We start from the raw sequence: 25,347 nt of genomic DNA on the forward strand, positions 1-25,347 counted from the left end.
CGATCTTTTCGGAGCCCCATAAATGTTACGCAGGGTCTCACGGATTGGATTTCGACCTTCGCAGTATTCGCGTGAAAGCACCGTTTCGTCCGATTGCGGATCGCCCGGATTGTCTGGTAAACAAAATAGACCAGACGCCGGGAAGCTGAACGGGAGGCCACCCATGCTGAAGATGCCGGAGCCGGATGCGGACGTCCTTGCGCGCCGCAAAAGCATCGTTGCCGATCTGCGCGACATCGTGCCTGGCGAGGGCGTGGTCGATGCCACCAACGAGATGCGCGCCTTCGAAACCGATGCGCTGACGGCCTATCGCCAGATGCCGCTCGTCGTGGTGTTGCCGGAGACCGTCGAGCAGGTGAGCCGCGTGCTGCGCTACTGCCACAAGAACGGCATTCGGGTCGTGCCGCGCGGTTCGGGCACATCGCTTTCGGGCGGTGCGCTGCCGCTCGCTGATGGCGTGCTCTTGGTCATGTCGCGGTTCAACCGCGTCTTGGAGATCGATTTTGCCAACCGTGCGGTTGTCGTGCAGCCCGGCGTTACCAATCTCGGCATCACCCATGCGGTCCAGGACGAGGGCTTCTATTACGCGCCCGATCCATCATCGCAGATCGCATGCTCCATCGGTGGCAATATCGCGGAGAATTCGGGCGGCGTGCACAGCCTGAAATACGGGCTGACCACCAACAACGTTCTCGGCCTCGAAGTCGTGCTGATCAATGGCGATATCGTCCGGCTGGGCGGCAAGCATCTCGATTCGGAAGGCTACGACCTTCTGGCATTGATGACCGGCTCCGAAGGCCTGCTCGGCGTGGTCACCGAGGTGACCGTGCGCATCCTGCAGAAGCCGGAAACGGCGCGTGCCGCGCTCATCGGTTTCCCGACGTCGGAGACCGCCGGCCAGTGCGTGGCCGACATCATCGCTGCCGGCATCATTCCAGGCGGCATGGAGATGATGGACCGTCCGGCAATCCACGCCGCCGAGGACTTCGTCCACGCCAACTATCCGCTGGATGTCGAAGCGCTGTTGATCGTGGAACTGGATGGACCCGAGGCCGAGGTCGACTTTCTGCTCGCCGAGGTCGAGGCGCTTGCGTTGAAAAACGGCGCCACGACGATTCGGGTGTCGCGCAGCGAAGAAGAGCGCGCCACGTTCTGGGCGGGGCGCAAGGCCGCGTTTCCGTCGGTCGGCCGCATCTCGCCCGATTATCTCTGCATGGACGGCACCATTCCGCGCAAGGAACTGCCGCGCGTTCTGGCCGGCATGCGGGAATTGTCGGAAATTCACGGGCTTCGCGTCGCCAATGTCTTCCATGCCGGCGACGGCAACCTCCATCCGCTCATTCTCTACGATGCCAACAAGCCGGGCGAACTGGCCGCGGCGGAGGCATTCGGTGCCGATATCCTGCGGCTCTGCGTCAAGGTCGGCGGCGTTTTGACCGGGGAGCATGGTGTCGGCGTCGAAAAGCGTGACCTGATGCCGGAGATGTTCAACGAGATCGACCTCGACCAGCAGATGCGGGTCAAGTGCGCCTTCGACGAAAAGCATCTTCTCAACCCGGGCAAGGTCTTCCCGCAGCTGCGCCGCTGCGCCGAGCTCGGCCGCATGCATGTGAGCGCCGGCGCCCTTCCGTTCCCAGACATTCCGCGGTTCTGAACATGGCGGCAGGACAATTGAACATGAAAAGCGGCGATTCTCATCTTCGTCCCACGACCGAAGATCAGGTGCGCGACGCCGTCGCCTGGGCCGCGGCGGAAAAGACGCCGCTCGAGATCGTCGGCCATGGGTCGAAGCGCGCGATCGGCCGGCCGATGCAGACCGCGGAAACGCTGTCGCTCGCCGATCTGAATGGATTGACGCTTTACGAACCCGACGAACTGGTGCTGGCCGCCTGGGCCGGGACACCGCTCGTCGAAATCGAGAAAGTGCTTGCCGAGAACAACCAGCGCTTCGAATTCGAGCCGATGGATTATGGGCCGCTTCTCGGTGAGGAGCCGGGCAGGGGCACGATCGGCGGCATGCTGTCGGCCAATCTCGCCGGGCCGCGGCGCCTGAAGGCGGGAGCGGCCCGCGACCACGTTCTCGGCATCCGCTGCGTCACCGGCCGGGGCGAGATTGTCAAATCGGGCGGCCGCGTCGTCAAGAACGTCACCGGCTACGATCTCTCCAAGGGCCTTGCAGGTTCCTGGGGAACGCTGGCCGTGCTAACCGAAGTGACCATGAAGGTACTCCCGCGCGCGGAGACCGAAGCGACGCTGGTGCTGTTCGGGCTGACCGACAGCGATGCCACGGCCGCGATGTCGCTCGCCATGGGTTCGAGCGGCGAGGTGGCGAGTGCCGCGCATCTGCCGGAAAGCGTGAAAGGCCGTTTCATCGACGGTCAGTTACCGCGCGCCGCCACCGTCCTGCGTCTCGAGGGCTTCGGCCCCTCGGTCGACTATCGCATCGAAAAACTTGCGCAACTGATGACGCCCTTCGGCCCGGCCGAGAGGCTCGATGCGCCGATGTCTCGTACGCTCTGGCAGGAAATCCGCGACGTGAAGCCCTTCGCCGACGGCACGATGCGCCCGGTCTGGCGCGTTTCCGTCGCGCCGATGGAAGGCCATGCACTGGTTGCCGCGCTGCGGCTCAAGGCCGGCATCGACGCCTTCTATGATTGGCAGGGCGGGCTCGTCTGGTTGCGCATGGAGGCGGGCGCCGATGCCGTGGGGCTGCGCCAGGCAATCCGCGCCGTCGGCGGCGGTCACGCCACGCTGGTGCGGGCCGCGCCGGAACTGCGCCGTTCGGTCGATGTGTTCGAGCCACAGCCCGGCCCGCTCGCAGCGCTTTCGGCGCGTCTCAAGGCTGAGTTCGATCCGATCGGCATCCTCAATCCGGGACGCATGACCGCGCTGAAGGCGCACGAGCCCGCGTGAGCGCCCAAATGTCGAAAGGTACGCGTCTATGAGCTCGCATGAAGAGAGCCCACGGGCACCGCAACCCGGCGGCAGCGGCCCCATTGGTGGCGGCTGGTTCGAGCCCGGCAAGAACAACATCATGCTGATCTACGGCCTCTACCTGGCCAGCGCGGTCGTCGGCGTGACGGCATTCGTCGGCCTCATCATGGCCTATATGAGCCGCAGCACGGCGCAGCCCTGGGCAGAGACCCACTACACTTGGGCGATCCGAACCTTCTGGATCGGCGTTCTCTACACCATCATCAGTTCGATCCTCGCGCTCGTTGCGATCGGCTTCCTCCTGATGATCCTCGTCGCGATCTGGGCGATCGTCCGCATCATTGCAGGCCTGCAGAAAGCATCGCGCGAAGAGCCGATGCCCAATCCGCAGAGCTGGCTTTTCTAGGAACCGCTGCTTTGGAAACCAATTTCTCAGCTGCCCAGCTTGCCGATCCCGGCGTCGCCGAGTCGGAAAAGATCCTGCGCAAATGCGTCCACTGCGGATTCTGCACGGCGACGTGCCCGACCTATGTGACGCTCGGCAACGAACTCGACAGCCCGCGTGGCCGCATCTACCTGATCAAGGACATGCTGGAGAATGATCGGCCGGCCGACAAGGAGATCGTCACCCACATCGATCGCTGCCTCTCCTGTCTCGCCTGCATGACGACGTGCCCGTCGGGCGTAAACTATATGCACCTCGTCGACCATGCCCGCGTCCATATCGAGAAAACCTACAAGCGGCCTCTGATGAACCGACTGACGCGCCAGGTGCTCGCCGCCGTCCTGCCCTATCCCGCGCGGTTCCGCCTGGCGCTCAATGCTGCACGCCTCGGCCGGCCATTGGCACCCCTGTTCGATTCGGTGAAGCCGCTGAAGCCCTTCGCCGCGATGCTGCGCCTAACGCCCTCGTCGGTGCCAGGCAAATCGCAGTCCGCCGAGCCCGGCAACCACACGGCCACCGGCACCCGCCGCGGCCGCGTCGCCATCCTGACCGGATGCGCCCAGCCGGTCCTGAAGCCCTCGATCAACGAAGCGACGATCCGGCTTTTGACGCGCCTCGGCATCGAGGTGGTTGTTCCAGAAGGCGAGGGCTGCTGCGGCGCGCTCGTCCATCATATGGGCCGCGAGGAAGCGGCCCTCGAATCGGCACGGCGCAATGTCGATGTCTGGACGCGCGAGATCGAGCGAGGCCTCGACGCGATCGTCATCACCGCATCCGGCTGTGGGACGACGATCAAGGATTACGGCTACATGCTTCGGCTTGATCCTGACTATTCGGAGAAGGCGCGAATCGTGTCCGAACGGACCAAGGACATCACCGAATACCTGATGACGCTTGCGATCCCCGCGGTCGCTGCGCCGGAGCCGCTGACGGTGGCGTATCACTCGGCCTGTTCCATGCAGCACGGCCAGAAGATCACGCGCCAGCCGAAGGATCTTCTGAAGGCTGCGGGTTTCACCGTGAAGGATCCGCCCGAAGGCCATCTGTGCTGCGGCTCGGCCGGCACCTACAACATCATGCAGCCTGAAATTTCGGTCCGACTGAAAACGCGCAAGATCGCCAATATCGAAAAGACGCGGCCGGATGTCGTGGCGACCGGCAATATCGGCTGCATCACCCAGATCGCAAGCGGCACGGCCATCCCGGTCATCCATACGGTCGAACTGCTGGACTGGGCCCATGGCGGACCGAAGCCTGCCGGTCTCGCTGCCACACGGACGCTGGAGGCGGCCGAGTAACGTCAGGAAAACTCACCGGAGGATGGAATGAACCTATATGCCAAGCTCTGCCGCAGGGCAGAGGAGGGCCGGCCCGTTCGCGTCGGCCTCATCGGGTCGGGCAAGTTCGGCTCGATGTTCCTGTCTCAGGTTCGAACCATCCCCGGCATGCATCTGATGGGCATCGCGGACCTTTCGGCCGAGCGTGCCCGCAAGGCGCTTGAGGCAACTGGTTGGGATGCCGATTCGGCGATCGCTCAATCATTCGATGACGCCCGGTCTTCCGGCCGCACGATGATCACCGAGGACGCGCAGGCGCTGATCGCGGCCGACAGCCTCGATGTGGTCGTCGATGCTACAGGCAATCCCGCCGCCGGTGTGCGGCACGCAATTCTCGCCGCCGAGCACGGCCGGCACATCGTTATGGTCAATGTCGAGGCCGATGTGCTCGCCGGCCCGCTTCTGGCCGAGCGCTTCCGCCGTGCCGGGCTCGTCTACGCCATGGCCTATGGCGACCAGCCGGCGCTCGTCTGCGAAATGGTGGACTGGGCCCGCACCTGCGGGTTCCGGGTCGTGGCCGCCGGCAAGGGCACCAAATATCTGCCCGAATACAGCCGCTCCACGCCCGACACCGTCTGGGGTCACTACGGAATCACACCTGAAGATGCCGCCAAGGGCGGCATGAACCCGCAAATGTTCAATTCCTTCATCGATGGCACCAAATCTGCGATCGAGATGGCGGCGATCGCCAATGCGACAGGGCTTTCGGCGCCCGCCGACGGCCTGGCGTTTCCGCCCTGCGGCGTGCACGATCTGGCCGATATCCTGAAGCCGCGCGCCCATGGCGGGCTTCTGGAAAAGAGCGGCATGGTCGAGGTGATCTCCAGCGAGGAGCGCGACGGCCGCCATGTCTTCGGCGATCTGCGCTGGGGCGTCTACGTGACGTTCGAGGCCGAGGACGAGGGCGCACGCGGCGATTATGCAAGACGCTGCTTCAAGGAATACCAGGTCGTGACCGACCGCTCCGGCCGCTTTGCCTCGCTCTATCGTCCCTCCCATCTGATCGGGCTCGAACTTCCCGTCAGCGTCGCATCGGCCGCGCTGCGCAACGAGCCGACCGGCGAACCGGTCAGCTTCTCGGCGGATGTCGCCGCCGTCTCCAAACGTGCCATGAAGGCTGGCGAAATGCTCGACGGGGAGGGTGGTTATACCGTCTGGGGCAAGCTCATGCCGGCCGAGCGCTCCCTGGCGGCCGAAGCCTTGCCGATCGGCCTCGCCCACGGCGTGAAGCTCACGCGCGACGTGGAGGCCGGTGCGATCGTCACATGGGGCGACGTCGCGATCGAGGACAGCCAGGCAGTGCGCATTCGCCGCGAGATGGAAGCGGGCTTCAGCCGATCCTAGAATCGGCGATTGTCCCGTCGCGGAACGCTTCGCAGGCTAGCCGCTTTCCTATGGTCAGGTCGATTCGGTGCAATGTCGCCGCATCGTATGGGATGGCCGACTTCAGGAGAGCCCGATGAGAGCACGCATCATTGCCGCCGCCGCGATTCTTTCCGCTGGCACAGTCCATGCCCAGGAGCGCAACGTCGATGCGCTGCTACAAAGCTTCCTGGATTCGCGGGAAGAGACGGTCGAAGCCTGTTTCGGCGACATACCCGAGATGGATGCGGGGCTTCGCGACGCTGATTTCCGATCCGCCAAGCAGGACGGGCCGGTCGAGCCGCGTCGGTTGGTCGTGGCGTTCGACGCCTCCGGGTCGATGGCAGGCGCGCTGGGCAGCAGAACGAAGATGGAAGCCGCGCGCGAGGCGGTGGATGCCCTGCTGGAAGAAATGCCGGAAGACGTCACGCTCGGCCTCGTCGCTTTTGGGCATCGCGGGACCAACGACGATTCGGGAAGGGCGGAGAGCTGCGCGGGCGTCGAAGCCTTGGTCGACGTGGCCAGTGGCTCGATCGATCAGCTGAGCGACGAGCTCGCCGCGCTTGAACCAGCCGGATGGACCCCGCTTGCCGCAGGCCTCGAAGAGGCCGGGCGCCAGCTGACGGAAACGCAGACGCCGGGCGAGCAGGTGATCTATGTCGTCTCCGACGGCGAGGAAACCTGCGGCGGCGACCCGGTGGCGGCCGCTCGCGCACTGCACGAAGGGGACATCCGCGCCGTCGTCAACATTCTCGGCCTCGACCTTCCAGCGACGGACAGGGAGCAGCTGGAGGCGGTTGCCGATGCTGGCGGCGGGTTGTTCACCTCCATCGAAAGCGAGAGCGAACTGGCCCGCAGCATCGAGGAGATGCGCCGGCAAAACAGCAATTCCCTAGAGGTGCTTCGCAGCCGTAACCAGTCGGCCGGCACCCAACTTCGCAACAGCAACGTCACGTTCTCCGCGCTTCTGCAGCTCGATAATTGCGTTGCCGGTCGTGCGCTGCGCGAAAGCAATGGCCTATACAGCTGGATGCGGGACAACGAGACGCCGCCTGAAGTTCAGCAGATCCTGGTCGATACCCTGAACGAAGGGCACGATGCCTATCTGGCCCGCGCCGCGGCGATCCGCGAGGAAGCCGAATCGGCCCGCGACGACGCCAACAGCGACATCGAGCAACGCTTGGAAGAAACCGAAGAAGACTTTGAAGGAACCAAGTTAGGGAATGGTGGGCGATGACAGGCTCGAACTGCCGACATCCTCGGTGTAAACGAGGCGCTCTACCAACTGAGCTAATCGCCCCCGGCCGGTAGCGGTGACCGGCGGTACGGGCGTCCATCTAGGCGTTTTGATTGGGCAGTGCAAGAGAAAAACGCGGCCGTTGTGAAGACGAGTTGGGGGAGACCGGCCGCGAAAAAACTGGCGTCGCGCAATTGTCGTATTTCGCCGATCTCGCGCTTGACAGCCCTGAAGCAAGGTCCTATTCAGCCGCCACGAACGAAGCGCCGGCCACGCAAACACGGTCACTGCTTCGCTTCATGGATGCGGGTGTAGCTCAGTTGGTTAGAGTGCCGGCCTGTCACGCCGGAGGTCGCGGGTTCGAGCCCCGTCACTCGCGCCACTTTCCTCTGAAAATTCAGATTGTTGGAAAGTGGCGCTCACGCCTCGTGTGAGCACGCATCGATTTCTCCCTCTGCGTCATCGCTCGTCTACACGGGTCACGCCGTTCCACAGGTTCAGCAAAGCCTCCCGCATATCAATGACATTACAGCGCCCCGCGGCACGCCGTTCGTCTGTCATGAAGACGACATCGCGGGTTGGAATTGGCCGCGTTCGCCCTTGCTTCGCGGGTCCCCGTGCGATAGTCAGACACCGCATTGCAACATGACCTGCTTCCGGACGATTGGGCATCTCGGGCCGTCTCGCGCGACCTTCAGGTGGCCTCGGAAGCAAGAGGCAGCCATCATGAACGAACTTCTCGGTTCCTACGTCCCCATCGCCATCTTCCTGGGGCTTTCGCTTTTTATCGGATGCGCGCTTCTGCTAGCGCCTTTCCTCGTTGCCTATCGGGCGCCGGACCAGGAGAAGCTGTCGGCTTACGAATGCGGCTTCAACGCGTTCGACGATGCCCGCATGAAGTTCGACATTCGATTCTACCTCGTGGCGATTCTCTTCATCATCTTCGATCTTGAAGTAGCCTTCCTGTTCCCGTGGGCTGTGTCCTTCGGTGAAATTGGCTGGATCGGCTTCTGGTCGATGATGAGCTTCCTTGTCGTGCTGACCATCGGCTTTATCTATGAATGGAAGAAGGGAGCGCTCGAATGGCAGTAGCCTACCCGCAGCGTCCGGCGGCACAGGGCGGCGCGACCATGGTAGCCCCGGCTTCGTCGGGCATCATCGATCCGAATACCGGCAAGCCGATCGGTCACGACGATGCTTTTTTCGGCGAGATCAACAACGAGCTTGCCGATCGCGGATTTCTGGTCACCTCGACCGACGAGCTGATCAAGTGGGCGCGTACCGGCTCTCTCATGTGGATGACGTTCGGGCTTGCCTGCTGCGCCGTCGAGATGATGCAGATGTCGATGCCGCGCTATGACGCGGAGCGGTTCGGATTTGCGCCGCGCGCGAGCCCGCGCCAGTCCGACGTCATGATCGTGGCAGGGACGCTGACCAACAAGATGGCGCCTGCGCTGCGCAAGGTCTACGACCAGATGCCGGAGCCGCGCTACGTGATCTCCATGGGCTCCTGTGCCAATGGCGGCGGCTACTACCACTATTCCTATTCGGTGGTGCGCGGCTGTGATCGCGTCGTGCCAGTCGACATCTACGTCCCGGGTTGCCCGCCGACCGCCGAAGCCCTGCTTTACGGCGTCATGCTGCTGCAGAAGAAAATCCGGCGCACGGGAACCATCGAGCGCTGACACGTGCCGCGGCGTCCGGCGCTGGGCTGGACGGCCGCTTCCCTTTGTGGAGAAAACGGTTGGATATTGCTGTTACGAGCGCCGGGCTGAAAGAGCTTGCGGCCTATATTCGTGAAGAGCATGGCGCTCTCGTCACCGATGCGAAAATCTCGTTCGGAGAGCTGACGCTGCACGTGCAGCCTTCCGGCCTGATCGAGCTGGCGACGTTTCTGCGCGACGATCCGCAATGCCAGTTCGTCAATTTCATCGACATCTGCGGCGTCGATTGGCCCGGCCGGGCCGAGCGCTTCGACGTGGTCTACCATTTCCTGTCACCGCGCCAGAACCTTCGCATTCGTCTGAAGCTCATGACGGGCGAGGATGTGCCGGTGCCGTCGCTCTGCGGCGTCTTCCCCGGCGCCGACTGGTTCGAGCGTGAGGCTTACGATCTCTACGGCATCCTGTTCACCGGCCACCCGGATCTGCGCCGGATCCTCACCGACTACGGCTTCGAAGGCCATCCGCTGCGCAAGGACTTCCCGCTGACGGGCTTCGTAGAAGTGCGCTACGACGACGAGGTCAAGCGCGTCGTCTACGATCCGGTGGAACTGCGCCAGGAATATCGCGACTTCGACTTCCTCTCGCCTTGGGAAGGCACCGACTACGTGCTGCCCGGCGACGAAAAGAAGAGCCAGTAGGCCATGAACGAACACAACGTCCGCAATTTCAACATCAATTTCGGTCCGCAGCACCCGGCCGCCCACGGCGTTTTGCGTCTCGTGCTGGAGCTCGACGGCGAGATCGTCGAGCGCGTCGACCCGCATATCGGGCTCCTGCATCGCGGCACCGAAAAGCTGATCGAGCACAAGACCTATACGCAGGCGATCCCGTATTTCGACCGCCTCGACTATGTTGCGCCGATGAACCAGGAGCACGCTTTCGCGCTTGCCGTGGAGCGTCTCGCAGGCGTCGAGGTGCCGATCCGCGGCCAGTTGATCCGCGTGCTCTATTCCGAGATCGGCCGCATTCTCTCGCATCTTCTGAACGTGACCACGCAGGCGATGGACGTCGGTGCACTGACGCCGCCGCTCTGGGGCTTCGAAGAGCGCGAAAAGCTGATGGTGTTCTACGAGCGGGCGTCCGGATCGCGCATGCATGCCGCCTATGTGCGGCCGGGCGGCGTTCACCAGGACCTGCCGGAACAGCTCGTCGAGGACATCGGCAAGTGGTGCGACCCGTTCCTCAAGACGGTCGACGACATCGACGAGCTTTTGACGGAAAACCGCATCTTCAAGCAGCGTAACGCCGATATCGGCGTCGTGACGCTCGACGAATGCTGGGCCTGGGGTTTCTCGGGCGTGATGGTGCGCGGCTCGGGCGCTGCCTGGGATCTGCGCCGCTCGCAGCCCTACGAGTGCTATTCGGATTTCGAATTCGACATTCCGATCGGCAAGAACGGCGATTGCTACGATCGATATCTCATCCGCATGGAAGAGATGCGCCAGTCGGCCCGCATCATGAAACAGTGCGTCGAGCGCCTGCTCGGCAAGGAAAAACTTGGCCCGGTCTCATCGCGCGACGGCAAGATCGTCGCGCCGAAGCGGGGCGAGATGAAGCGCTCGATGGAAGCGCTCATCCACCACTTCAAGCTCTACACTGAAGGCTATCGCGTGCCGGAAGGCGAAGTTTACGCCGCCGTCGAAGCGCCGAAGGGGGAGTTCGGGGTCTATCTCGTGTCGGATGGCACGAACCGGCCGTATCGCTGCAAGATCCGCGCGCCGGGCTACGCGCATTTGCAGGCGATGGACTTCATCTGCCGCGGCCATCAGCTGGCTGACGTTTCGGCGATCCTCGGTTCGCTCGACATCGTGTTCGGCGAGGTCGATCGCTGATGCGCCGGCTGGTCGCGCTTATGGTGCTCGGGCTGGTAATGATGCCGGCCGCCGCGCAGACGGTTTCGCCGACACCTGGCCAACCGGGCCCGCTTGGTGGTTCGTCCAGCGCGCCGTCGTCCGGGTCGCGGTCCATGGGATCGCTGATCGCCGACGGCTACGAGATCAAGGCGTCATCGCCGACCGGAAACAGATTCGTCGTCTTCCTGCAGAAGGAAGGCTCCGCCTATGCCTGCGAATTCGTGACGCTGTCGAATTCGCGCTGTGGCGAAATCGACTAGAGAGGCAGTTGCGAAATGTCCGTGCGTCGTCTTGCTGAAGACCATGTCCAACCCTCGGCATTTGCTTTCAATGCCGATAATGCCGACTGGGCTGCAGCCACCATTCGGAAATACCCCGACGGACGCCAGCAGTCGGCCATCATCCCGCTTTTGATGCGGGCTCAGGAGCAGGAAGGCTGGGTCACCAAGGCTGCGATCGAAGGCATCGCCGATATGCTGTCGATGCCCTATATCCGGGCGCTCGAGGTCGCGACCTTCTACACGCAGTTCCAGCTGAAGCCGGTCGGTACCCGCGCCCACGTGCAGGTGTGCGGTACGACGCCCTGCATGCTTCGCGGCTCGGAAGACCTGATGCGCGTCTGCCGCGAGAAAATCCACTCCCAGCCGTTCCACACCAACGAGACCGGAACGCTCTCTTGGGAAGAAGTGGAATGCCAGGGTGCTTGCGTGAACGCACCGATGGTGATGATCTTCAAGGACGCCTACGAGGACCTGACGCCCGAGCAACTGGCCGACATCATCGACAGGTTCGATGCGGGCGAGGGCGCTTCGGTGACGCCGGGTCCGCAGAACGGCCGGCACCTGTCCGCGCCGCTCGGTGGGGCGACGACCCTGCTCGATGAGGAAGCGATGCAGCGTGTCGCCGATCGCGACGTGGCCGAGCGCGCCGTCAAGCCGTCCGCGCCCGAAGGCGCTGCCGGTGGCGAAGAAGCCGTCGAGAAGGGTCGACCGGCGCAGAAGGGCGTGCCGCTCGAAGCTGATCCAACGGTCGCAAGCCCGCAGGACGCCAAAGGCCCCGGCGGCCCCTCGAAGACCAAGGACGAGGCAGGCGGCGAGCCTGCCGATCCGAAGCAGGCCGAAGGCGACACGGCCCCGGCAGCAAGCGGCCGCACTGGCGGCGATCGCACCGACGCGCCGGCTGCCACCACAGCGTCGACGCAGGCGGCTCCAGTCGATGAAGCCAACAAGCCGGCGCCTGTCGAGAAGCCGGCACAGCCGGACGATCTCAAGCTCATCTCCGGTATCGGCCCGAGGATCGAAGCGAAGCTGAACGATCTGGGGATCTGGACCTATAAGCGCGTTGCGAGCCTGACGGCCGCCGAGCGCGCCTGGGTCGACGATCACCTGAAATTTTCCGGCCGCATCGAGCGCGACGACTGGGTCCGCCAAGCCGAGGCGCTCGCCAAGGGTGGCGAGGCGGAATACATCCGCGTCTTTGGCAAGAAGCCGCGATAAGGAAGGTCTGAACGATGCTGAAAGACGAAGATCGCATCTTCACCAATATCTACGGCCTCAAGGACAAGTCCCTGAAAGCGGCGATGAATCGCGGCCATTGGGATGGCACCGATATCCTCATCGCCAACGGCCGCGACTGGGTCATTTCCGAGATGAAGGCGTCGGGCCTCCGTGGACGCGGTGGTGCCGGCTTCCCGACGGGATTGAAATGGTCCTTCATGCCGAAGGAAAGCGACGGCCGCCCGCACTACTTGGTCGTCAACGCCGACGAATCCGAGCCCGGCACCTGCAAGGACCGGGACATCATGCGCAACGATCCGCATACGCTGATCGAAGGCTGCGTGATCGCGGGCTTCGCCATGGGCGCCAATGTCGGCTACATCTATCTGCGCGGCGAGTATATGCGCGAACGCGAAGCCCTTCAGGCCGCAATCGACGAGTGCTACGATGCCGGCCTGCTCGGCACGGGCAACAAGTGTGGCTGGGATTTCGATCTCTATCTCCACCACGGCGCAGGCGCCTATATTTGCGGTGAAGAGACAGCACTTCTCGAAAGCCTCGAAGGCAAGAAGGGCCAGCCGCGCCTCAAGCCGCCATTCCCGGCTAACGTGGGGCTCTATGGCTGCCCGACGACCGTCAACAATGTTGAATCGATCGCCGTTGCGCCGACCATTCTGCGTCGCGGCGGTGCCTGGTTTGCCGGCATCGGCCGGCCGAACAACACCGGCACCAAGCTTTTCTGCGTCTCCGGCCACGTCAACACGCCGTGCACGGTCGAAGAGGCCATGTCGATCCCGTTCCGCGAACTGATCGAGAAGCATTGCGGCGGCATTCGCGGTGGATGGGACAACTTGCTCGCCGTCATTCCCGGCGGCTCGTCCGTACCCGTCGTGCCAGCCGACCAGATCATCGATTGCCCGATGGATTTCGATTCGTTGCGCGACCTGAAGTCCGGCCTCGGCACGGCAGCGGTGATCGTGATGGACAAGTCGACCGACATCATCAAGGCGATTGCGCGTCTGTCGGCATTCTACAAGCACGAAAGCTGCGGCCAGTGCACGCCGTGCCGTGAAGGCACGGGCTGGATGTGGCGTGTGATGGAGCGCATGGTCGAGGGCCGCGCCCAGAAGCGCGAAATCGACATGCTCTTCGATGTGACGAAGCAAGTCGAAGGCCATACGATCTGCGCGCTCGGCGATGCTGCCGCATGGCCGATCCAGGGCCTGATCCGCCATTTCCGTCCGGAGATGGAAAAGCGCATCGAGGCATACACCTACCGGGCCGATTCGACCCGGAACACGACACTGCAAGCGGCCGAATAAGCCGCAGCTCAAAGACTGATCTAGAGGAAACGTCGAGACGGGAACGATGACTTCATGACGACTGCAAGGAGCACTCCTATGTCGCAAGCAGCATTTCCCTTTGGCATGACCCCGGAAACGATGATGCAACCGGTCGCCGATATGCAGAAGATGATGAGCGAGATGGCGTCGGCCATGCCGGCATCGCGCATGATGTCGCCACTGATGGCCCATCCGACGGCTGCCGCAGTTGCGGCAAGTGCCATCGGCATGGGTGCCGCCAGCCAGATGATGGGCATCTTCTTCGGCTCGATGCAGGGCGCGATGGAAGCATCCCGTCGGTTCGGTCTCCCCGTCGCGCCGGTGGCGTTCGATGCGAAAACAGCGTTCAGGACCGCTGACGTCGAAGGCATGGCCAATGCTGGCGCGAAAGTCGTCGATGACGCCGTGAAGCAGACTGAAAAGGCCTCGAAGGCCGTCGAAAAGACGGTGGCCGAAAGCGTCAAGACAGCGACCAAGACTGTCGATGCTTCCAGCAAAGTTGCCCGCAAGGCGGAGAAGTCGGTCAAGGAAGCCGTCGCCTCGAGTTCTGCAGCTATCGAGAAGGCCGTGAAGTCGGCTTCGACCGCTTCTGTCAGATCGGCCGAGCCTGTTTCGGCCAAATCGATGCAGAAAGCGGCGAATGCGACCCTCGAAACCGTTGCCAAGGCTCAGACGGACGCCGTCAAGGTCGTCGAAGCGATGATGGTCGCGCCGGCCTCCATGGCTAAGCCCGCCAGCCCGGACGATCTGAAGACGATTGCTGGAATCGGTCCGAAGGTCGAAGAAGTTCTGAACAAGCTCGGCGTCTGGTCGTTCGCCCAGATGGCCGCATGGAGTGACAAGGAAATCGCCTGGGTCGAGGATCATCTCCAGCTAAAAGGTCGCATCGGCCGGGATGATTGGATCGGCCAAGCGGCAGGATTCGCCAAGAAATAGGTTGCACTGGCGGCCTGTCCGATGCGAAAGCCGGGCCGGCCGCCGATGCGGTTCAAAGACACGCGGCATCGGCTGCATGAGGACTGAGAATGGCCAGGTTGAAAGTCGACGGAAGAGAGATCGAGGTTCCGGATCACTACACGCTGTTGCAGGCGTGTGAGGAAGCCGGCGCTGAAGTTCCGCGATTCTGCTTTCATGAGCGGCTTTCGATCGCCGGCAACTGCCGCATGTGCCTCGTCGAGGTGAAGGGCGGCCCTCCGAAGCCGGCAGCATCCTGCGCCATGGGCGTGCGCGACATGCGCCCCGGCCCGAACGGCGAATTGCCGGAAGTCTTCACCACCACGCCGATGGTGAAGAAGGCGCGCGAAGGGGTGATGGAGTTCCTCCTCATCAACCACCCGCTCGATTGCCCGATCTGCGATCAGGGTGGCGAATGCGACCTGCAGGACCAGGCAATGGCCTTCGGCATGGACAATTCGCGGTTCTATGAGAACAAGCGCGCCGTCGAAGACAAGTATATCGGCCCGCTCGTCAAGACGATCATGAACCGCTGCATCCACTGCACGCGCTGCGTTCGCTTCACGACCGAGGTCGCCGGCATTTCCGAGCTCGGCCTCGTTGGTCGCGGCGAGGATGCCGAGATCACCACCTATCTCGAACATGCGATGACGTCGGAGCTTCAAGGCAACGTCATCGACCTTTGCCCGGTCGGTGCGCTGACCTCCAAGCCCTACGCCTTCCAGGCGCGTCCGTGGGAACTCGGCAAGACCGAGTCGATCGATGTCATGGATGCCTGCGGCTCCGCGATCCGTGTCGATACGCGCGGTCGCGAAGTCATGCGCATCATGCCGCGCATCAATGAGGCGATCAACGAAGAATGGATCTCAGACAAGACCCGCTTCATCTGGGATGGCCTGCGTACGCAGCGCCTCGATCGTCCTTATGTGAAGCGCGACGGCCGTCTTCAGCCGGCAAGCTGGGGCGAAGCCTTTGCAGCCATCAAGGCGCAGGTTTCCGCTACCTCGGCAGACCGGATCGGCGCGATTGCCGGCGATCTGGCAGCCGTCGAGGAGATCTACGCGCTGAAGCTTCTCATGGATAAGCTTGGCTCGACCAATATCGACTGTCGGCAGGATGGTGCAGCGCTCGATCCTTCGCTCGGCCGCGCCTCCTACATCTTCAATCCGACGATCGAAGGCATCGAGGACGCCGATGCACTGCTGATTATCGGCGCCAATCCGCGCTTCGAGGCTTCGGTTCTGAATGCGCGCATCCGCAAGCGCTGGCGAATGGAAAACTTCCCCGTCGGCGTGATCGGCGATGAAGCCGACCTTCGCTACGATTACACCTATCTCGGCGCCGGTACCGATACACTCGCGGGCCTCGTCGATGGCTCGGGCGATTTCTACAAGGTTCTGCAGGACGCCGAACGGCCGATGATCATCGTCGGGCAGGGCGCACTCGCTCGCAACGATGGCGCGGCGGTTCTCGACAGCGTGCTCGCCCTTGCTGACGCAGTCGGCGTGGTGGGTGAGGACTGGAACGGCCTCGGCGTTCTTCACACGGCCGCTGCCCGCGTCGGCGCCCTCGATGTCGGCTTCGTGCCGGGCCAGGGCGGCAAGAATGCCGCGGAGATGCTCGGTGAAACCGACGTGCTCTTCCTTCTGGGTGCGGACGAACTGGATTTCTCCGCCCGCAAGGCTGGCTTCACCGTCTATATCGGCACCCATGGCGACAATGGCGCCCACCAGGCGGACGTCATCCTGCCCGGCTCGGCCTATACCGAGAAGTCCGGCACCTATGTGAACACGGAAGGCCGTGTGCAGATGGCGTCCCGCGCCGGCTTTGCGCCTGGCGATGCCAAGGAAGACTGGGCGATCCTGCGTGCTCTGTCGGACGTGCTTGGCCACAAGCTGCCGTTCGACTCGCTGCCGCAGCTGCGCGCGCATCTCTATGCCGCGCATCCGCATTTGGCAGCGATCGACGAGATCGCGGTCGGCGACGTGTCCGGCATTCGCGGCCGCAAGGCTGGCAGCAATTTCGACAAGACGCCGTTCCGCTCGCCGGTTACGGACTTCTACCTGACCAACCCGATTGCCCGCGCTTCAGCGGTCATGGCCGAATGCTCGGCGCTTGCGCGCGGCGACGTCAAAGTCGCAGCCGAATAGCCGCCGAGGGGGACGATGATGGACGGATTTTTCGCAACATACGCCTGGCCGACCCTGGTCATTCTCGGGCAGTCGCTTCTGCTTCTGGTCGCGCTGCTGGTATTCATCGCCTACGTGCTCTACGCCGACCGCAAGATCTGGGCGGCCGTGCAGATGCGCCGCGGCCCGAACGTCGTGGGTCCTTGGGGGCTGCTTCAGTCCTTCGCCGATCTTCTGAAATTCGTCCTCAAGGAGCCGGTCATTCCGTCCGGTGCCAACAAGGGCATTTTCCTTCTGGCACCGCTCGTCTCCGTGACGCTGGCGCTTGCCGCCTGGGCCGTGATTCCGATCAACGAGAACTGGGCGATCGCCTCGATCAATGTCGGCATCCTCTATGTCTTCGCCATCTCCTCGCTCGAGGTCTACGGCGTGATCATGGGCGGCTGGGCATCGAACTCGAAATATCCGTTCCTCGGCGCGCTGCGCTCGGCGGCCCAGATGGTGTCCTACGAAGTCTCCATCGGCTTCGTCATCGTGACCGTTCTTCTCTGCGTCGGCTCGCTCAGCCTGACGGACATCGTCCTGTCGCAGCGCGACGGCCTCGGCACGATGGTCGGCCTGCCCAATTCCTTCCTGGATTGGCATTGGCTCGCGCTGTTCCCGATGTTCATCATCTTCTTCATCTCGGCGCTTGCCGAGACGAACCGGCCGCCCTTCGACCTCCCGGAAGCCGAATCGGAACTCGTCGCCGGCTTCATGGTGGAATATGGCTCCACGCCGTACATGATGTTCATGCTCGGCGAGTATGCCGCCATCGTTCTCATGTGCGCGCTGACCACGATCCTGTTCCTCGGCGGCTGGCTTCCCCCGGTCGATTTCTGGCTCATCAACTGGGTACCGGGCGTCGTCTGGTTCGTCCTCAAGATGTGCATGGTCTTCTTCATGTTCGCCATGGTGAAGGCGTTTGTGCCCCGTTACCGCTACGATCAGCTGATGCGGCTTGGCTGGAAGGTGTTCCTGCCGATCTCGCTCGCTATGGTCGTCATCACTGCATTCGTTCTCAAACTGACCGGCTGGTCCGCCTGATCGGCCGGGAGAGGTTGAAAAGCCATGGCTCTTGCTCAAGCCGCTAAATCGCTGTTCCTCAAGGAATTCGTCGGGGCGTTCTTCCTATCGATGCGCTACTTCTTCGCGCCCAAGGCAACGGTGAACTACCCGTTCGAAAAAGGTCCGGTCAGCCCGCGCTTCCGTGGCGAGCACGCCCTGCGCCGCTATCCGAACGGCGAGGAACGCTGCATTGCCTGCAAGCTCTGCGAGGCGATCTGCCCGGCACAGGCGATCACGATCGAGGCCGGCCCGCGCCGCAATGACGGCACCCGCCGCACGGTGCGCTACGACATCGACATGGTGAAGTGCATCTACTGTGGCTTCTGCCAGGAAGCCTGCCCGGTAGACGCCATCGTCGAAGGTCCGAATTTCGAGTTCGCGACCGAGACGCGTGAAGAGCTTTATTACGACAAGGATCGCCTGCTCGAGAACGGTGACCGCTGGGAGCGCGAAATCGCCCGCAACATAAAGATGGATTCGCCGTACCGGTGATGATCTAGACGGGGCGAAGGCCCTGATCTAAGAGAACCGCGCGAGGTTCTGCCTCTCGCACCTGCGAAAGATACTCTTGAGCGCCGCTTTCGAATTTCGGAACTGCGCGGCATTCGGGAAGACAAAGGCACGCCAGATGGGTCTTCAGGCCGTATTCTTCTATCTCTTCGCCTTCGTCGCCGTGGCATCGGCGTTCATGGTGATATCGGCCCGCAATCCGGTTCATTCGGTGCTGTTCCTGATTCTGACCTTCTTCAATGCGGCCGGCCTGTTTCTGCTGACGGGTGCCGAGTTCCTCGCGATGATCCTGCTCGTCGTCTATGTCGGCGCGGTCGCCGTTCTCTTCCTCTTCGTCGTCATGATGCTAGACGTCGACTTCACGCAGCTCCGCTCGGGTGTGCTGGAATATGCGCCGATCGGCGCGCTGGTCGGCCTGATCCTGGCGGCAGAGCTCATCATCGTGCTCGGCGGGGCGACATTCTCGCCGGAGATCGCGGGTTCTGGCGCGATGGCGATCCCGCCATTGACCGAACGGCAGAACACGCAGGCGCTCGGCGACGTGCTCTACACTGACTTCATCTACTTCTTCCAGATCGCCGGCCTGATCCTTCTGGTCGCGATGATCGGTGCGATCGTTCTGACGCTGCGCCAGCGTGACAACGTCAAGCGCCAGGACATCGCAGCCCAGGTCGCCCGCGGCCCCGCCAACTCGATCGAGGTGGTGAAGGTCAAGCCGGGGCAGGGCGTCTGATTGCTTTATTATAGCCTTCCACGAGGGCTACGAGGGGTTTAGGGACTCATGGAAATCGGGATTTCCCACTATCTGACGGTCGGCGCGCTGCTCTTCACGATCGGCGTCTTCGGCATCTTCCTCAACCGGAAGAACGTCATCGTCATTCTCATGTCGGTCGAATTGATCCTGCTCGCCGTCAACCTGAACCTGGTCGCCTTCTCCGCATTCCTGAACGACATCGTCGGCCAGGTTTTTGCGCTGTTCATCCTGACCGTCGCGGCGGCGGAAGCGGCCATCGGCCTTGCCATCCTCGTCACGTTCTACCGCAACCGCGGCTCCATCGCGGTTGAAGACATCAACACGATGAAGGGCTGACCTGCGTCATGTATCACGCGATCGTCTTCCTGCCGCTGATCGGCGCCATCATCGCCGGGCTTTTTGGCCGCTCCCTTGGCGCCAAGGCCTGTGAGTACATCACGTCCGGCTTCCTGGTCTTTGCCGCGTTCCTGTCGTGGATTGCCTTCTTCTCGGTCGCCTATGGCGATACCGAAGTTCTGCGCGTTCCGGTTCTGCAGTGGATCCAGTCGGGCTCGATGTCCGTCGACTGGTCGTTCCGGATCGACACGCTGACCGCCGTCATGCTGGTTGTCGTCAACACCGTCTCGGCCTTGGTGCACATCTACTCGATCGGCTACATGCACCACGATCCGCACCGGCCGCGTTTCTTCGCCTATCTGTCGCTCTTCACCTTCGCCATGCTGATGCTGGTGACGTCCGACAATCTGCTGCAGATGTTCTTCGGCTGGGAAGGGGTCGGTCTCGCCTCCTACCTGCTGATCGGTTTTTGGTACAAGAAGCCTTCGGCCACCGCGGCTGCCATGAAGGCCTTCATCGTCAACCGTGTCGGCGACTTCGGCTTTGCGCTCGGCATCTTCGGCATCTTCGTCCTGTTCGGCTCGATCAGCTTCGACACGATCTTCGCCGGTGCGGCCGACTTCATGCCGGTCGAAGGGGGAGACCCGGGGACCGAAGTCGTGCTGAACTTCCTCGGCTACAGCCTGACCCGCGCCGATGCGCTGACCGTCACCTGCCTGCTGCTCTTCATGGGCGCCATGGGCAAGTCGGCCCAGTTCCTGCTTCACACCTGGCTGCCGGACGCCATGGAAGGCCCGACGCCGGTTTCGGCGCTCATCCATGCCGCCACCATGGTCACCGCCGGCGTCTTCCTTCTCGCCCGTATGTCGCCGGTCTTCGAACTCAGCATCGATGCGCGCACGGTCGTCGTCATCATCGGGGCCATCACGGCCTTCTTCGCCGCAACCGTCGGTCTCGTGCAGAACGACATCAAGCGCGTCATCGCTTATTCGACCTGCTCGCAGCTCGGCTACATGTTTGTGGCGCTCGGCATCGGCGCCTATGGCGCGGCGATCTTCCACCTCTTCACGCATGCCTTCTTCAAGGCGCTGCTGTTCCTTGGCGCCGGCTCCGTCATCCATGCGGTTTCGGATGAGCAGGACATGCGCCGCATGGGCGGCCTGCGCAAATACATCCCGCGCACCTACTGGATGATGATCATCGGCACGGTCGCGCTGACGGGCGTCGGCATTCCGGGCCTCTATTTCGGTACCGCCGGCTTCTTCTCCAAGGATGCGATCATCGAAAGCGCCTTCGTCGCCGAGAATGCGGCTGCCGGCTTCGCCTTCACCATGCTGGTCATCGCCGCGCTCTTCACGAGCTTCTACTCCTGGCGCCTGATCTTCATGACTTTCCACGGCAAGCCGCGCGCATCGGCCGATGTCATGCATCACGTGCATGAATCGCCTGCCATCATGATGGTGCCGCTCTACATTCTCGCCGCCGGCGCTCTTCTGGCAGGCATCCTCTTCCACAAGCAATTCTTCGGGGATTATTACGAAGGCTTCTGGCAGGGGGCGTTGTTCACGCTGCCGACCAACCAGATCCTGGAAGAGTTCCACCACGTTCCGTTCTGGGTGAAGCTGAGCCCCTTCATGGCCATGCTCATCGGCCTCGTGACGGCCTGGTACATGTATATCCGCTCGCCCGAGACGCCGAAGGAACTCGCCGCTCAGCATCGCGGGCTCTACCAGTTCCTCTTGAACAAGTGGTACTTCGACGAACTCTATGACTTCCTGTTCGTGCGCTCGTCCAAGGCGCTTGGCCGGTTCCTCTGGAAAGAGGGCGACGGGCGTGTCATCGACGGCTTCGGGCCGAACGGCGTTGCCGCTCGCGTTCAGGACGTGACGGGCCGCGTGGTCCGCCTGCAGACCGGTTACCTTTATCATTACGCATTCGTCATGCTGATCGGCGTCGCGGCGCTCGTCACCTGGATGATGCTCGGGAGTGCCTTCTGATGACCGATTGGCCGATCCTTTCCACGGTCACGTTTCTTCCGCTCGTCGGTGCGCTTCTGATCCTGATGATCCGGGACGATTCCGAGATCGGCCGGCGCAACATCCGCAATGTGGCGCTGCTGGCGACGAGCTTCACCTTCGTGCTGTCGCTGTTCATCTGGATCAATTTCGACATCGCCGAGCCGAACTTCCAGATGGTCGAGCGCGTCGACTGGCTGGCGACCGGCATCGCATACCACATGGGCGTCGACGGAATTTCGATGCTGTTCGTCATCCTGACGACGTTCCTGATGCCGATCTGCATCCTCGCCAGCTGGCGGGTGGAGAAGCGCGTCAAGGAATACATGATCGCGTTTCTCGTGCTCGAAACGTTCATGATTGGCGTCTTCTGCGCGCTTGATATCGTCCTCTTCTACATCTTCTTCGAAGCCGGCCTCATTCCGATGTTCATCATCATCGGTGTCTGGGGCGGCAAGCGGCGTGTCTACGCCTCGTTCAAGTTCTTCCTCTACACGCTGCTCGGTTCGCTGCTCATGCTGCTCGCCATCATGGCGATGTACTGGGATGCCGGCACGACGGACATTCCGCTGCTGTTGAACCATGATTTCTCGGCCGAGATGCAGTTCTGGCTGTGGATCGCATTCTTTGCGTCCTTCGCAGTGAAGATGCCGATGTGGCCGGTCCACACTTGGTTGCCGGATGCACACGTCGAGGCGCCGACCGCGGGCTCTGTCATTCTGGCGGCCATCCTGCTGAAGCTCGGCGGCTATGGCTTCATCCGCTTCTCACTGGCGATGTTCCCGCTGGCTTCCGCCGATTTCGCGCCCTTCGTCTTTGCGCTGTCGGTCATCGCCATCATCTACACCTCGCTGGTAGCCTTGATGCAGGAAGACATCAAGAAGCTGATCGCCTACTCGTCCGTCGCCCACATGGGCTACGTCACGATGGGTATCTTCGCAGCCAACGCTCAAGGCCTGCAGGGCGCGATCTTCCAGATGCTGTCGCACGGCCTCGTGTCCGGCGCGCTCTTCCTCTGCGTCGGCGTGATCTACGACCGGCTTCACACCCGCGAGATCGCGGCCTATGGCGGCCTCGTCAACAACATGCCGAAATACGCGCTGGTCTTCATGGTCTTCACCATGGCCAATGTCGGCTTGCCGGGAACATCGGGCTTCGTCGGCGAATTCCTGACACTCATCGGCATCTTCCGCGTGAACACCTGGGTGGCTCTCTTTGCCACGACCGGCGTCGTCTTCTCGGCCGCCTATGCGCTCTGGCTCTATCGCCGCATCATCTTCGGTGCGCTGGAGAAGGAGAGCCTGAAGGCGATGCTGGATCTCAGCCGCCGCGAGAAGGTCATTCTCTATCCGCTCGTCGTGCTCGTCATCTTCTTCGGTGTCTATCCGATGCCGATCCTCGATGTGACGGCGGCTTCGGTCGAAAATCTCTTGAACAACTATACGGCCGCGATCCAGTCCGCGGGCGATGTCGCCCTCTCGAACTGATGCTCCGAGGAACGAAATGACCGCTGAACTGCTGCTGCAAAGCATCCAACTGTCGATGCCGGAAATCATTCTGGCAGTCGGCGCCATGGCATTGCTCATGGTCGGCGTCTTCTCGGGCGAGCGCTCCACCAGCATGGTCACCGGCCTCGCGGTCGGCGTCCTGATCATCGCTGGACTTTGGCTCCTGCTGGTCACGAACACAGGCAGCGCCTTCGGCGGCGCATTCCTCGCGGATCCATTCGCCAAATTCATGAAGGTGCTGATCCTGATCGGCTCGATCACGGCGATGGTCATGTCCGTCGGCCAGGCGCGGGAAGAGCGCATCAACCGCTTCGAATTCCCGGTTCTGATCGTTCTGGCCACGCTTGGCATGATGCTGATGGTTTCTGCCAACAGCATGATCGCGCTCTATCTCGCGCTCGAGCTGCAGTCGCTGGCGCTCTACGTCGTCGCCGCGATCAATCGCGACAGCGTCCGCTCGACGGAAGCTGGCCTCAAATATTTCGTGCTCGGCGCTTTGTCCTCCGGCATGCTGCTTTACGGCGCCTCGCTCATCTATGGCTTCACTGGCCACACGGGCTTCCAGGAAATCGCGGCGGTACTTGCCGCTGACGAGCGGTCGCTCGGTCTGGTCTTCGGCCTCGTCTTTGTCTTGGCCGGCCTGGCGTTCAAGATTTCGGCCGTCCCGTTCCACATGTGGACGCCGGACGTCTATGAGGGCGCCCCGACAGCGGTCACGGCGTTCTTCGCGGCCGCTCCCAAGGTTGCGGCCATGGCCATGCTGACCCGCATCGTCATCGAAGCCTTCGAGCCGATTACGCCCGACTGGCAGCAGATCATCGTGTTCGTATCGATCGCATCGATGATTCTCGGCGCCTTTGCAGCCATCGGCCAGAAGAACATCAAGCGCCTGATGGCCTATTCCTCGATCGGCCACATGGGCTATGCGCTGGTCGGCCTTGCCGCCGGCACCCAGGCAGGCGTATCGGGCGTCGCGCTCTACATGCTGATCTACATGGTCATGACGCTTGGCACCTTCGCCTGCATCCTCGCGATGCGGAAGAAGGAAGAGGGCAATGTCGAGGAGATCGACGATCTTGCCGGTCTGGCTTCCACGCACCCTTTCATGGCGATGATGCTGACGATTCTCATGTTCTCGCTGGCCGGCATCCCGCCGCTGGCAGGCTTCTTCGCCAAGTATTTCGTCTTTGTCGCCGCCATCGAAGCCGAGCTTTATGCGCTGGCCGTCATCGGCGTCCTCGCCTCCTGCGTCGGTGCCTATTACTACCTGCGCATCATCAAGATCATGTGGTTCGATGAAGCGACGGAAAGCTTCGTGCCGGCGTCCGGCGAGCTGAAGCTCGTCTACGGCATCGCGGGCATCTTCACGCTTGGTTATCTGTTCATCGGCGGCCCGATCGGTGCCGCTGCGCAGGCAGCCGCAGCGTCGTTCTTTTGAGCCTGGGCGTGGCGGTCGAGCAAGCGCACTTCGCCCTGGCACCGACGGCCGCCCAATCGGGCTACCGCGTCACAAGCTTCGAGACCGTCGGCTCGACCAATGCCGAGGCGCTCGATGCAGCGCGCGCCGGCGACACGGGTCGGTGCTGGTTCGTATCCGATCATCAGCAGACCGGGCGAGGGCGCCGGGGTCGGCCATGGCAGACCGAGCGGGGAAACTTGGCCGCGTCGCTTCTGATCGTCGATGATCTGGAGCTCAAGGCGACAGCCACTCTCGGCTTCGTCGCGGGCCTCGCACTCCACGATGCGCTGAGCGCGCTCATTCCGGACGCCGGTCTCGCCGTGGCTCTCGACGGCGACTCGCGCCGGCGGTTCGAGCTGAAATGGCCGAACGACGTTTTGGCCGGCGGCGCGAAGCTTTCCGGAATTCTGCTGGAATCGACCAAGCTGCCGAATGGCCGCCAGGCGACCTCGATCGGCTGGGGCGTCAATGTGGTTTCCCATCCGAGCGACACGGAGTTTCCGGCAACCTCGCTTCGGGCCCTGGGCAGTCGCGCCGATGCCGGCGACGTATTCCTTGCGCTCAGCGATGCCTGGGCAGAGAATTATGCGCTCTGGAATGCGGCCTCCGGTCTCGATGTCATCAGGTCGCGCTGGCTCGAACGCGCAAGCGGGCTCGGCGGACAGGTTGCTGTCAGGATCGACGGACGGGTCGCGCGCGGTATATTCGAAACGATCGACAGCGATTGTCGCTTCGTCATCCGTGAAGATGACGGTCGCCTGACCCATATAGCAGCCGGGGACGTGCATTTCGGCGCAGTCGCGTCCGCGCGCGCGGTCTGAACGCACCTGGACGACGAGCGGCG

At 62.6% G+C, this 25,347-nt stretch carries 23 protein-coding genes and 2 tRNA genes; 24 read left to right on the plus strand and 1 reads right to left on the minus strand.

The window, feature by feature from the left end; genetic code table 11:
• Positions 1–163: 163 nt before the first annotated feature.
• The 6 genes from GC125_RS10385 (at position 164) to GC125_RS10410 (ending at position 7,315) form a co-directional block, all read left to right on the plus strand.
• Positions 164–1,654 carry an FAD-linked oxidase C-terminal domain-containing protein gene (locus GC125_RS10385; RefSeq protein WP_151985605.1) on the plus strand — a complete coding sequence of 497 codons (1,491 nt, stop codon included), beginning with the start codon at positions 164–166 and terminating at the stop codon, positions 1,652–1,654.
• Between the two features lie 23 nt (positions 1,655–1,677).
• A complete protein-coding gene (gene glcE / locus GC125_RS10390; protein ID WP_151985606.1) occupies positions 1,678–2,913 on the plus strand; it encodes a glycolate oxidase subunit GlcE in 1,236 nt (411 codons plus the stop codon).
• A gap of 28 nt (positions 2,914–2,941) precedes the next feature.
• Positions 2,942–3,340, plus strand: coding sequence for a DUF4870 family protein (locus GC125_RS10395; RefSeq protein WP_151985607.1), 399 nt, complete (start codon positions 2,942–2,944; stop codon positions 3,338–3,340).
• An 11-nt stretch (positions 3,341–3,351) separates the two neighbouring features.
• Positions 3,352–4,677, plus strand: coding sequence for a glycolate oxidase subunit GlcF (gene glcF / locus GC125_RS10400; protein WP_151985608.1), 1,326 nt, complete (start codon positions 3,352–3,354; stop codon positions 4,675–4,677).
• A 27-nt stretch (positions 4,678–4,704) separates the two neighbouring features.
• Positions 4,705–6,060 carry an NAD(P)H-dependent oxidoreductase gene (locus GC125_RS10405; RefSeq protein ID WP_151985609.1) on the plus strand — a complete coding sequence of 452 codons (1,356 nt, stop codon included), beginning with the start codon at positions 4,705–4,707 and terminating at the stop codon, positions 6,058–6,060.
• Between the two features lie 115 nt (positions 6,061–6,175).
• Positions 6,176–7,315, plus strand: a complete 1,140-nt coding sequence (locus tag GC125_RS10410; protein WP_151985610.1) for a vWA domain-containing protein — start codon at positions 6,176–6,178, stop codon at positions 7,313–7,315.
• Here the strand turns inward: GC125_RS10410 and GC125_RS10415 are convergent.
• A tRNA-Val gene (locus tag GC125_RS10415) sits at positions 7,303–7,378 on the minus strand. The two genes, GC125_RS10410 and GC125_RS10415, sit on opposite strands and share 13 nt — an antisense overlap.
• A gap of 242 nt (positions 7,379–7,620) precedes the next feature.
• Here GC125_RS10415 and GC125_RS10420 point away from each other — a divergent pair.
• From GC125_RS10420 to GC125_RS10505, 18 genes are all read left to right on the plus strand, one after another.
• Positions 7,621–7,697: transfer RNA gene (locus tag GC125_RS10420), tRNA-Asp, on the plus strand.
• A gap of 344 nt (positions 7,698–8,041) precedes the next feature.
• On the plus strand, positions 8,042–8,407 hold the full coding sequence (locus GC125_RS10425) for an NADH-quinone oxidoreductase subunit A (RefSeq protein ID WP_151985611.1): 366 nt from the start codon (positions 8,042–8,044) through the stop codon (positions 8,405–8,407).
• Positions 8,408–8,445: 38 nt separating this feature from the next.
• Positions 8,446–9,000, plus strand: coding sequence for a NuoB/complex I 20 kDa subunit family protein (locus tag GC125_RS10430; protein WP_164528007.1), 555 nt, complete (start codon positions 8,446–8,448; stop codon positions 8,998–9,000).
• 65 nt (positions 9,001–9,065) lie between these two features.
• Positions 9,066–9,677: an NADH-quinone oxidoreductase subunit C gene (locus GC125_RS10435; protein ID WP_286165627.1), complete on the plus strand. Its 612-nt coding sequence runs from the start codon at positions 9,066–9,068 to the stop codon at positions 9,675–9,677.
• Positions 9,678–9,680: 3 nt separating this feature from the next.
• Positions 9,681–10,871, plus strand: a complete 1,191-nt coding sequence (locus GC125_RS10440; RefSeq protein WP_151985612.1) for an NADH-quinone oxidoreductase subunit D — start codon at positions 9,681–9,683, stop codon at positions 10,869–10,871.
• A complete protein-coding gene (locus GC125_RS10445; RefSeq protein WP_151985613.1) occupies positions 10,871–11,152 on the plus strand; it encodes a hypothetical protein in 282 nt (93 codons plus the stop codon). The genes GC125_RS10440 and GC125_RS10445 overlap by 1 nt, the downstream gene beginning before the upstream one ends.
• Before the next feature lie 15 nt (positions 11,153–11,167).
• The gene (locus GC125_RS10450) at positions 11,168–12,388 is read left to right on the plus strand and encodes an NADH-quinone oxidoreductase subunit E (RefSeq protein WP_151985614.1); all 1,221 of its coding nucleotides are present in this window, start codon (positions 11,168–11,170) and stop codon (positions 12,386–12,388) included.
• A 14-nt stretch (positions 12,389–12,402) separates the two neighbouring features.
• On the plus strand, positions 12,403–13,710 hold the full coding sequence (gene nuoF / locus GC125_RS10455) for an NADH-quinone oxidoreductase subunit NuoF (protein WP_151985615.1): 1,308 nt from the start codon (positions 12,403–12,405) through the stop codon (positions 13,708–13,710).
• Positions 13,711–13,788: 78 nt separating this feature from the next.
• The gene (locus tag GC125_RS10460; RefSeq protein WP_151985616.1) at positions 13,789–14,667 is read left to right on the plus strand and encodes a helix-hairpin-helix domain-containing protein; all 879 of its coding nucleotides are present in this window, start codon (positions 13,789–13,791) and stop codon (positions 14,665–14,667) included.
• An 89-nt stretch (positions 14,668–14,756) separates the two neighbouring features.
• Positions 14,757–16,835 (plus strand): NADH-quinone oxidoreductase subunit NuoG, encoded by a 2,079-nt coding sequence (gene nuoG / locus GC125_RS10465; protein WP_151985617.1) that lies wholly within the window; start codon positions 14,757–14,759, stop codon positions 16,833–16,835.
• 18 nt (positions 16,836–16,853) lie between these two features.
• On the plus strand, positions 16,854–17,900 hold the full coding sequence (gene nuoH / locus GC125_RS10470) for an NADH-quinone oxidoreductase subunit NuoH (RefSeq protein ID WP_151985618.1): 1,047 nt from the start codon (positions 16,854–16,856) through the stop codon (positions 17,898–17,900).
• Between the two features lie 24 nt (positions 17,901–17,924).
• Positions 17,925–18,413 carry an NADH-quinone oxidoreductase subunit NuoI gene (nuoI, locus tag GC125_RS10475; protein WP_126010656.1) on the plus strand — a complete coding sequence of 163 codons (489 nt, stop codon included), beginning with the start codon at positions 17,925–17,927 and terminating at the stop codon, positions 18,411–18,413.
• A gap of 136 nt (positions 18,414–18,549) precedes the next feature.
• Positions 18,550–19,164 (plus strand): NADH-quinone oxidoreductase subunit J, encoded by a 615-nt coding sequence (locus GC125_RS10480; RefSeq protein WP_151985619.1) that lies wholly within the window; start codon positions 18,550–18,552, stop codon positions 19,162–19,164.
• 48 nt (positions 19,165–19,212) lie between these two features.
• On the plus strand, positions 19,213–19,521 hold the full coding sequence (nuoK, locus tag GC125_RS10485; RefSeq protein ID WP_126010654.1) for an NADH-quinone oxidoreductase subunit NuoK: 309 nt from the start codon (positions 19,213–19,215) through the stop codon (positions 19,519–19,521).
• An 8-nt stretch (positions 19,522–19,529) separates the two neighbouring features.
• Positions 19,530–21,518, plus strand: a complete 1,989-nt coding sequence (gene nuoL, locus GC125_RS10490; RefSeq protein WP_151985620.1) for an NADH-quinone oxidoreductase subunit L — start codon at positions 19,530–19,532, stop codon at positions 21,516–21,518.
• Positions 21,518–23,023, plus strand: coding sequence for an NADH-quinone oxidoreductase subunit M (locus GC125_RS10495; protein WP_151985621.1), 1,506 nt, complete (start codon positions 21,518–21,520; stop codon positions 23,021–23,023). Before nuoL ends, GC125_RS10495 begins: the two co-directional genes overlap by 1 nt.
• A 16-nt stretch (positions 23,024–23,039) precedes the next feature.
• On the plus strand, positions 23,040–24,482 hold the full coding sequence (gene nuoN, locus GC125_RS10500) for an NADH-quinone oxidoreductase subunit NuoN (RefSeq protein ID WP_151985622.1): 1,443 nt from the start codon (positions 23,040–23,042) through the stop codon (positions 24,480–24,482).
• A gap of 8 nt (positions 24,483–24,490) precedes the next feature.
• A complete protein-coding gene (locus GC125_RS10505) occupies positions 24,491–25,324 on the plus strand; it encodes a biotin--[acetyl-CoA-carboxylase] ligase (RefSeq protein ID WP_151985623.1) in 834 nt (277 codons plus the stop codon).
• The last annotated feature ends 23 nt before the right edge of the window (positions 25,325–25,347 follow it).

Origin of the sequence: Rhizobium sp. EC-SD404 (genome assembly GCF_902498825.1) — a bacterium.
Taxonomy (GTDB): domain Bacteria; phylum Pseudomonadota; class Alphaproteobacteria; order Rhizobiales; family Rhizobiaceae; genus Georhizobium.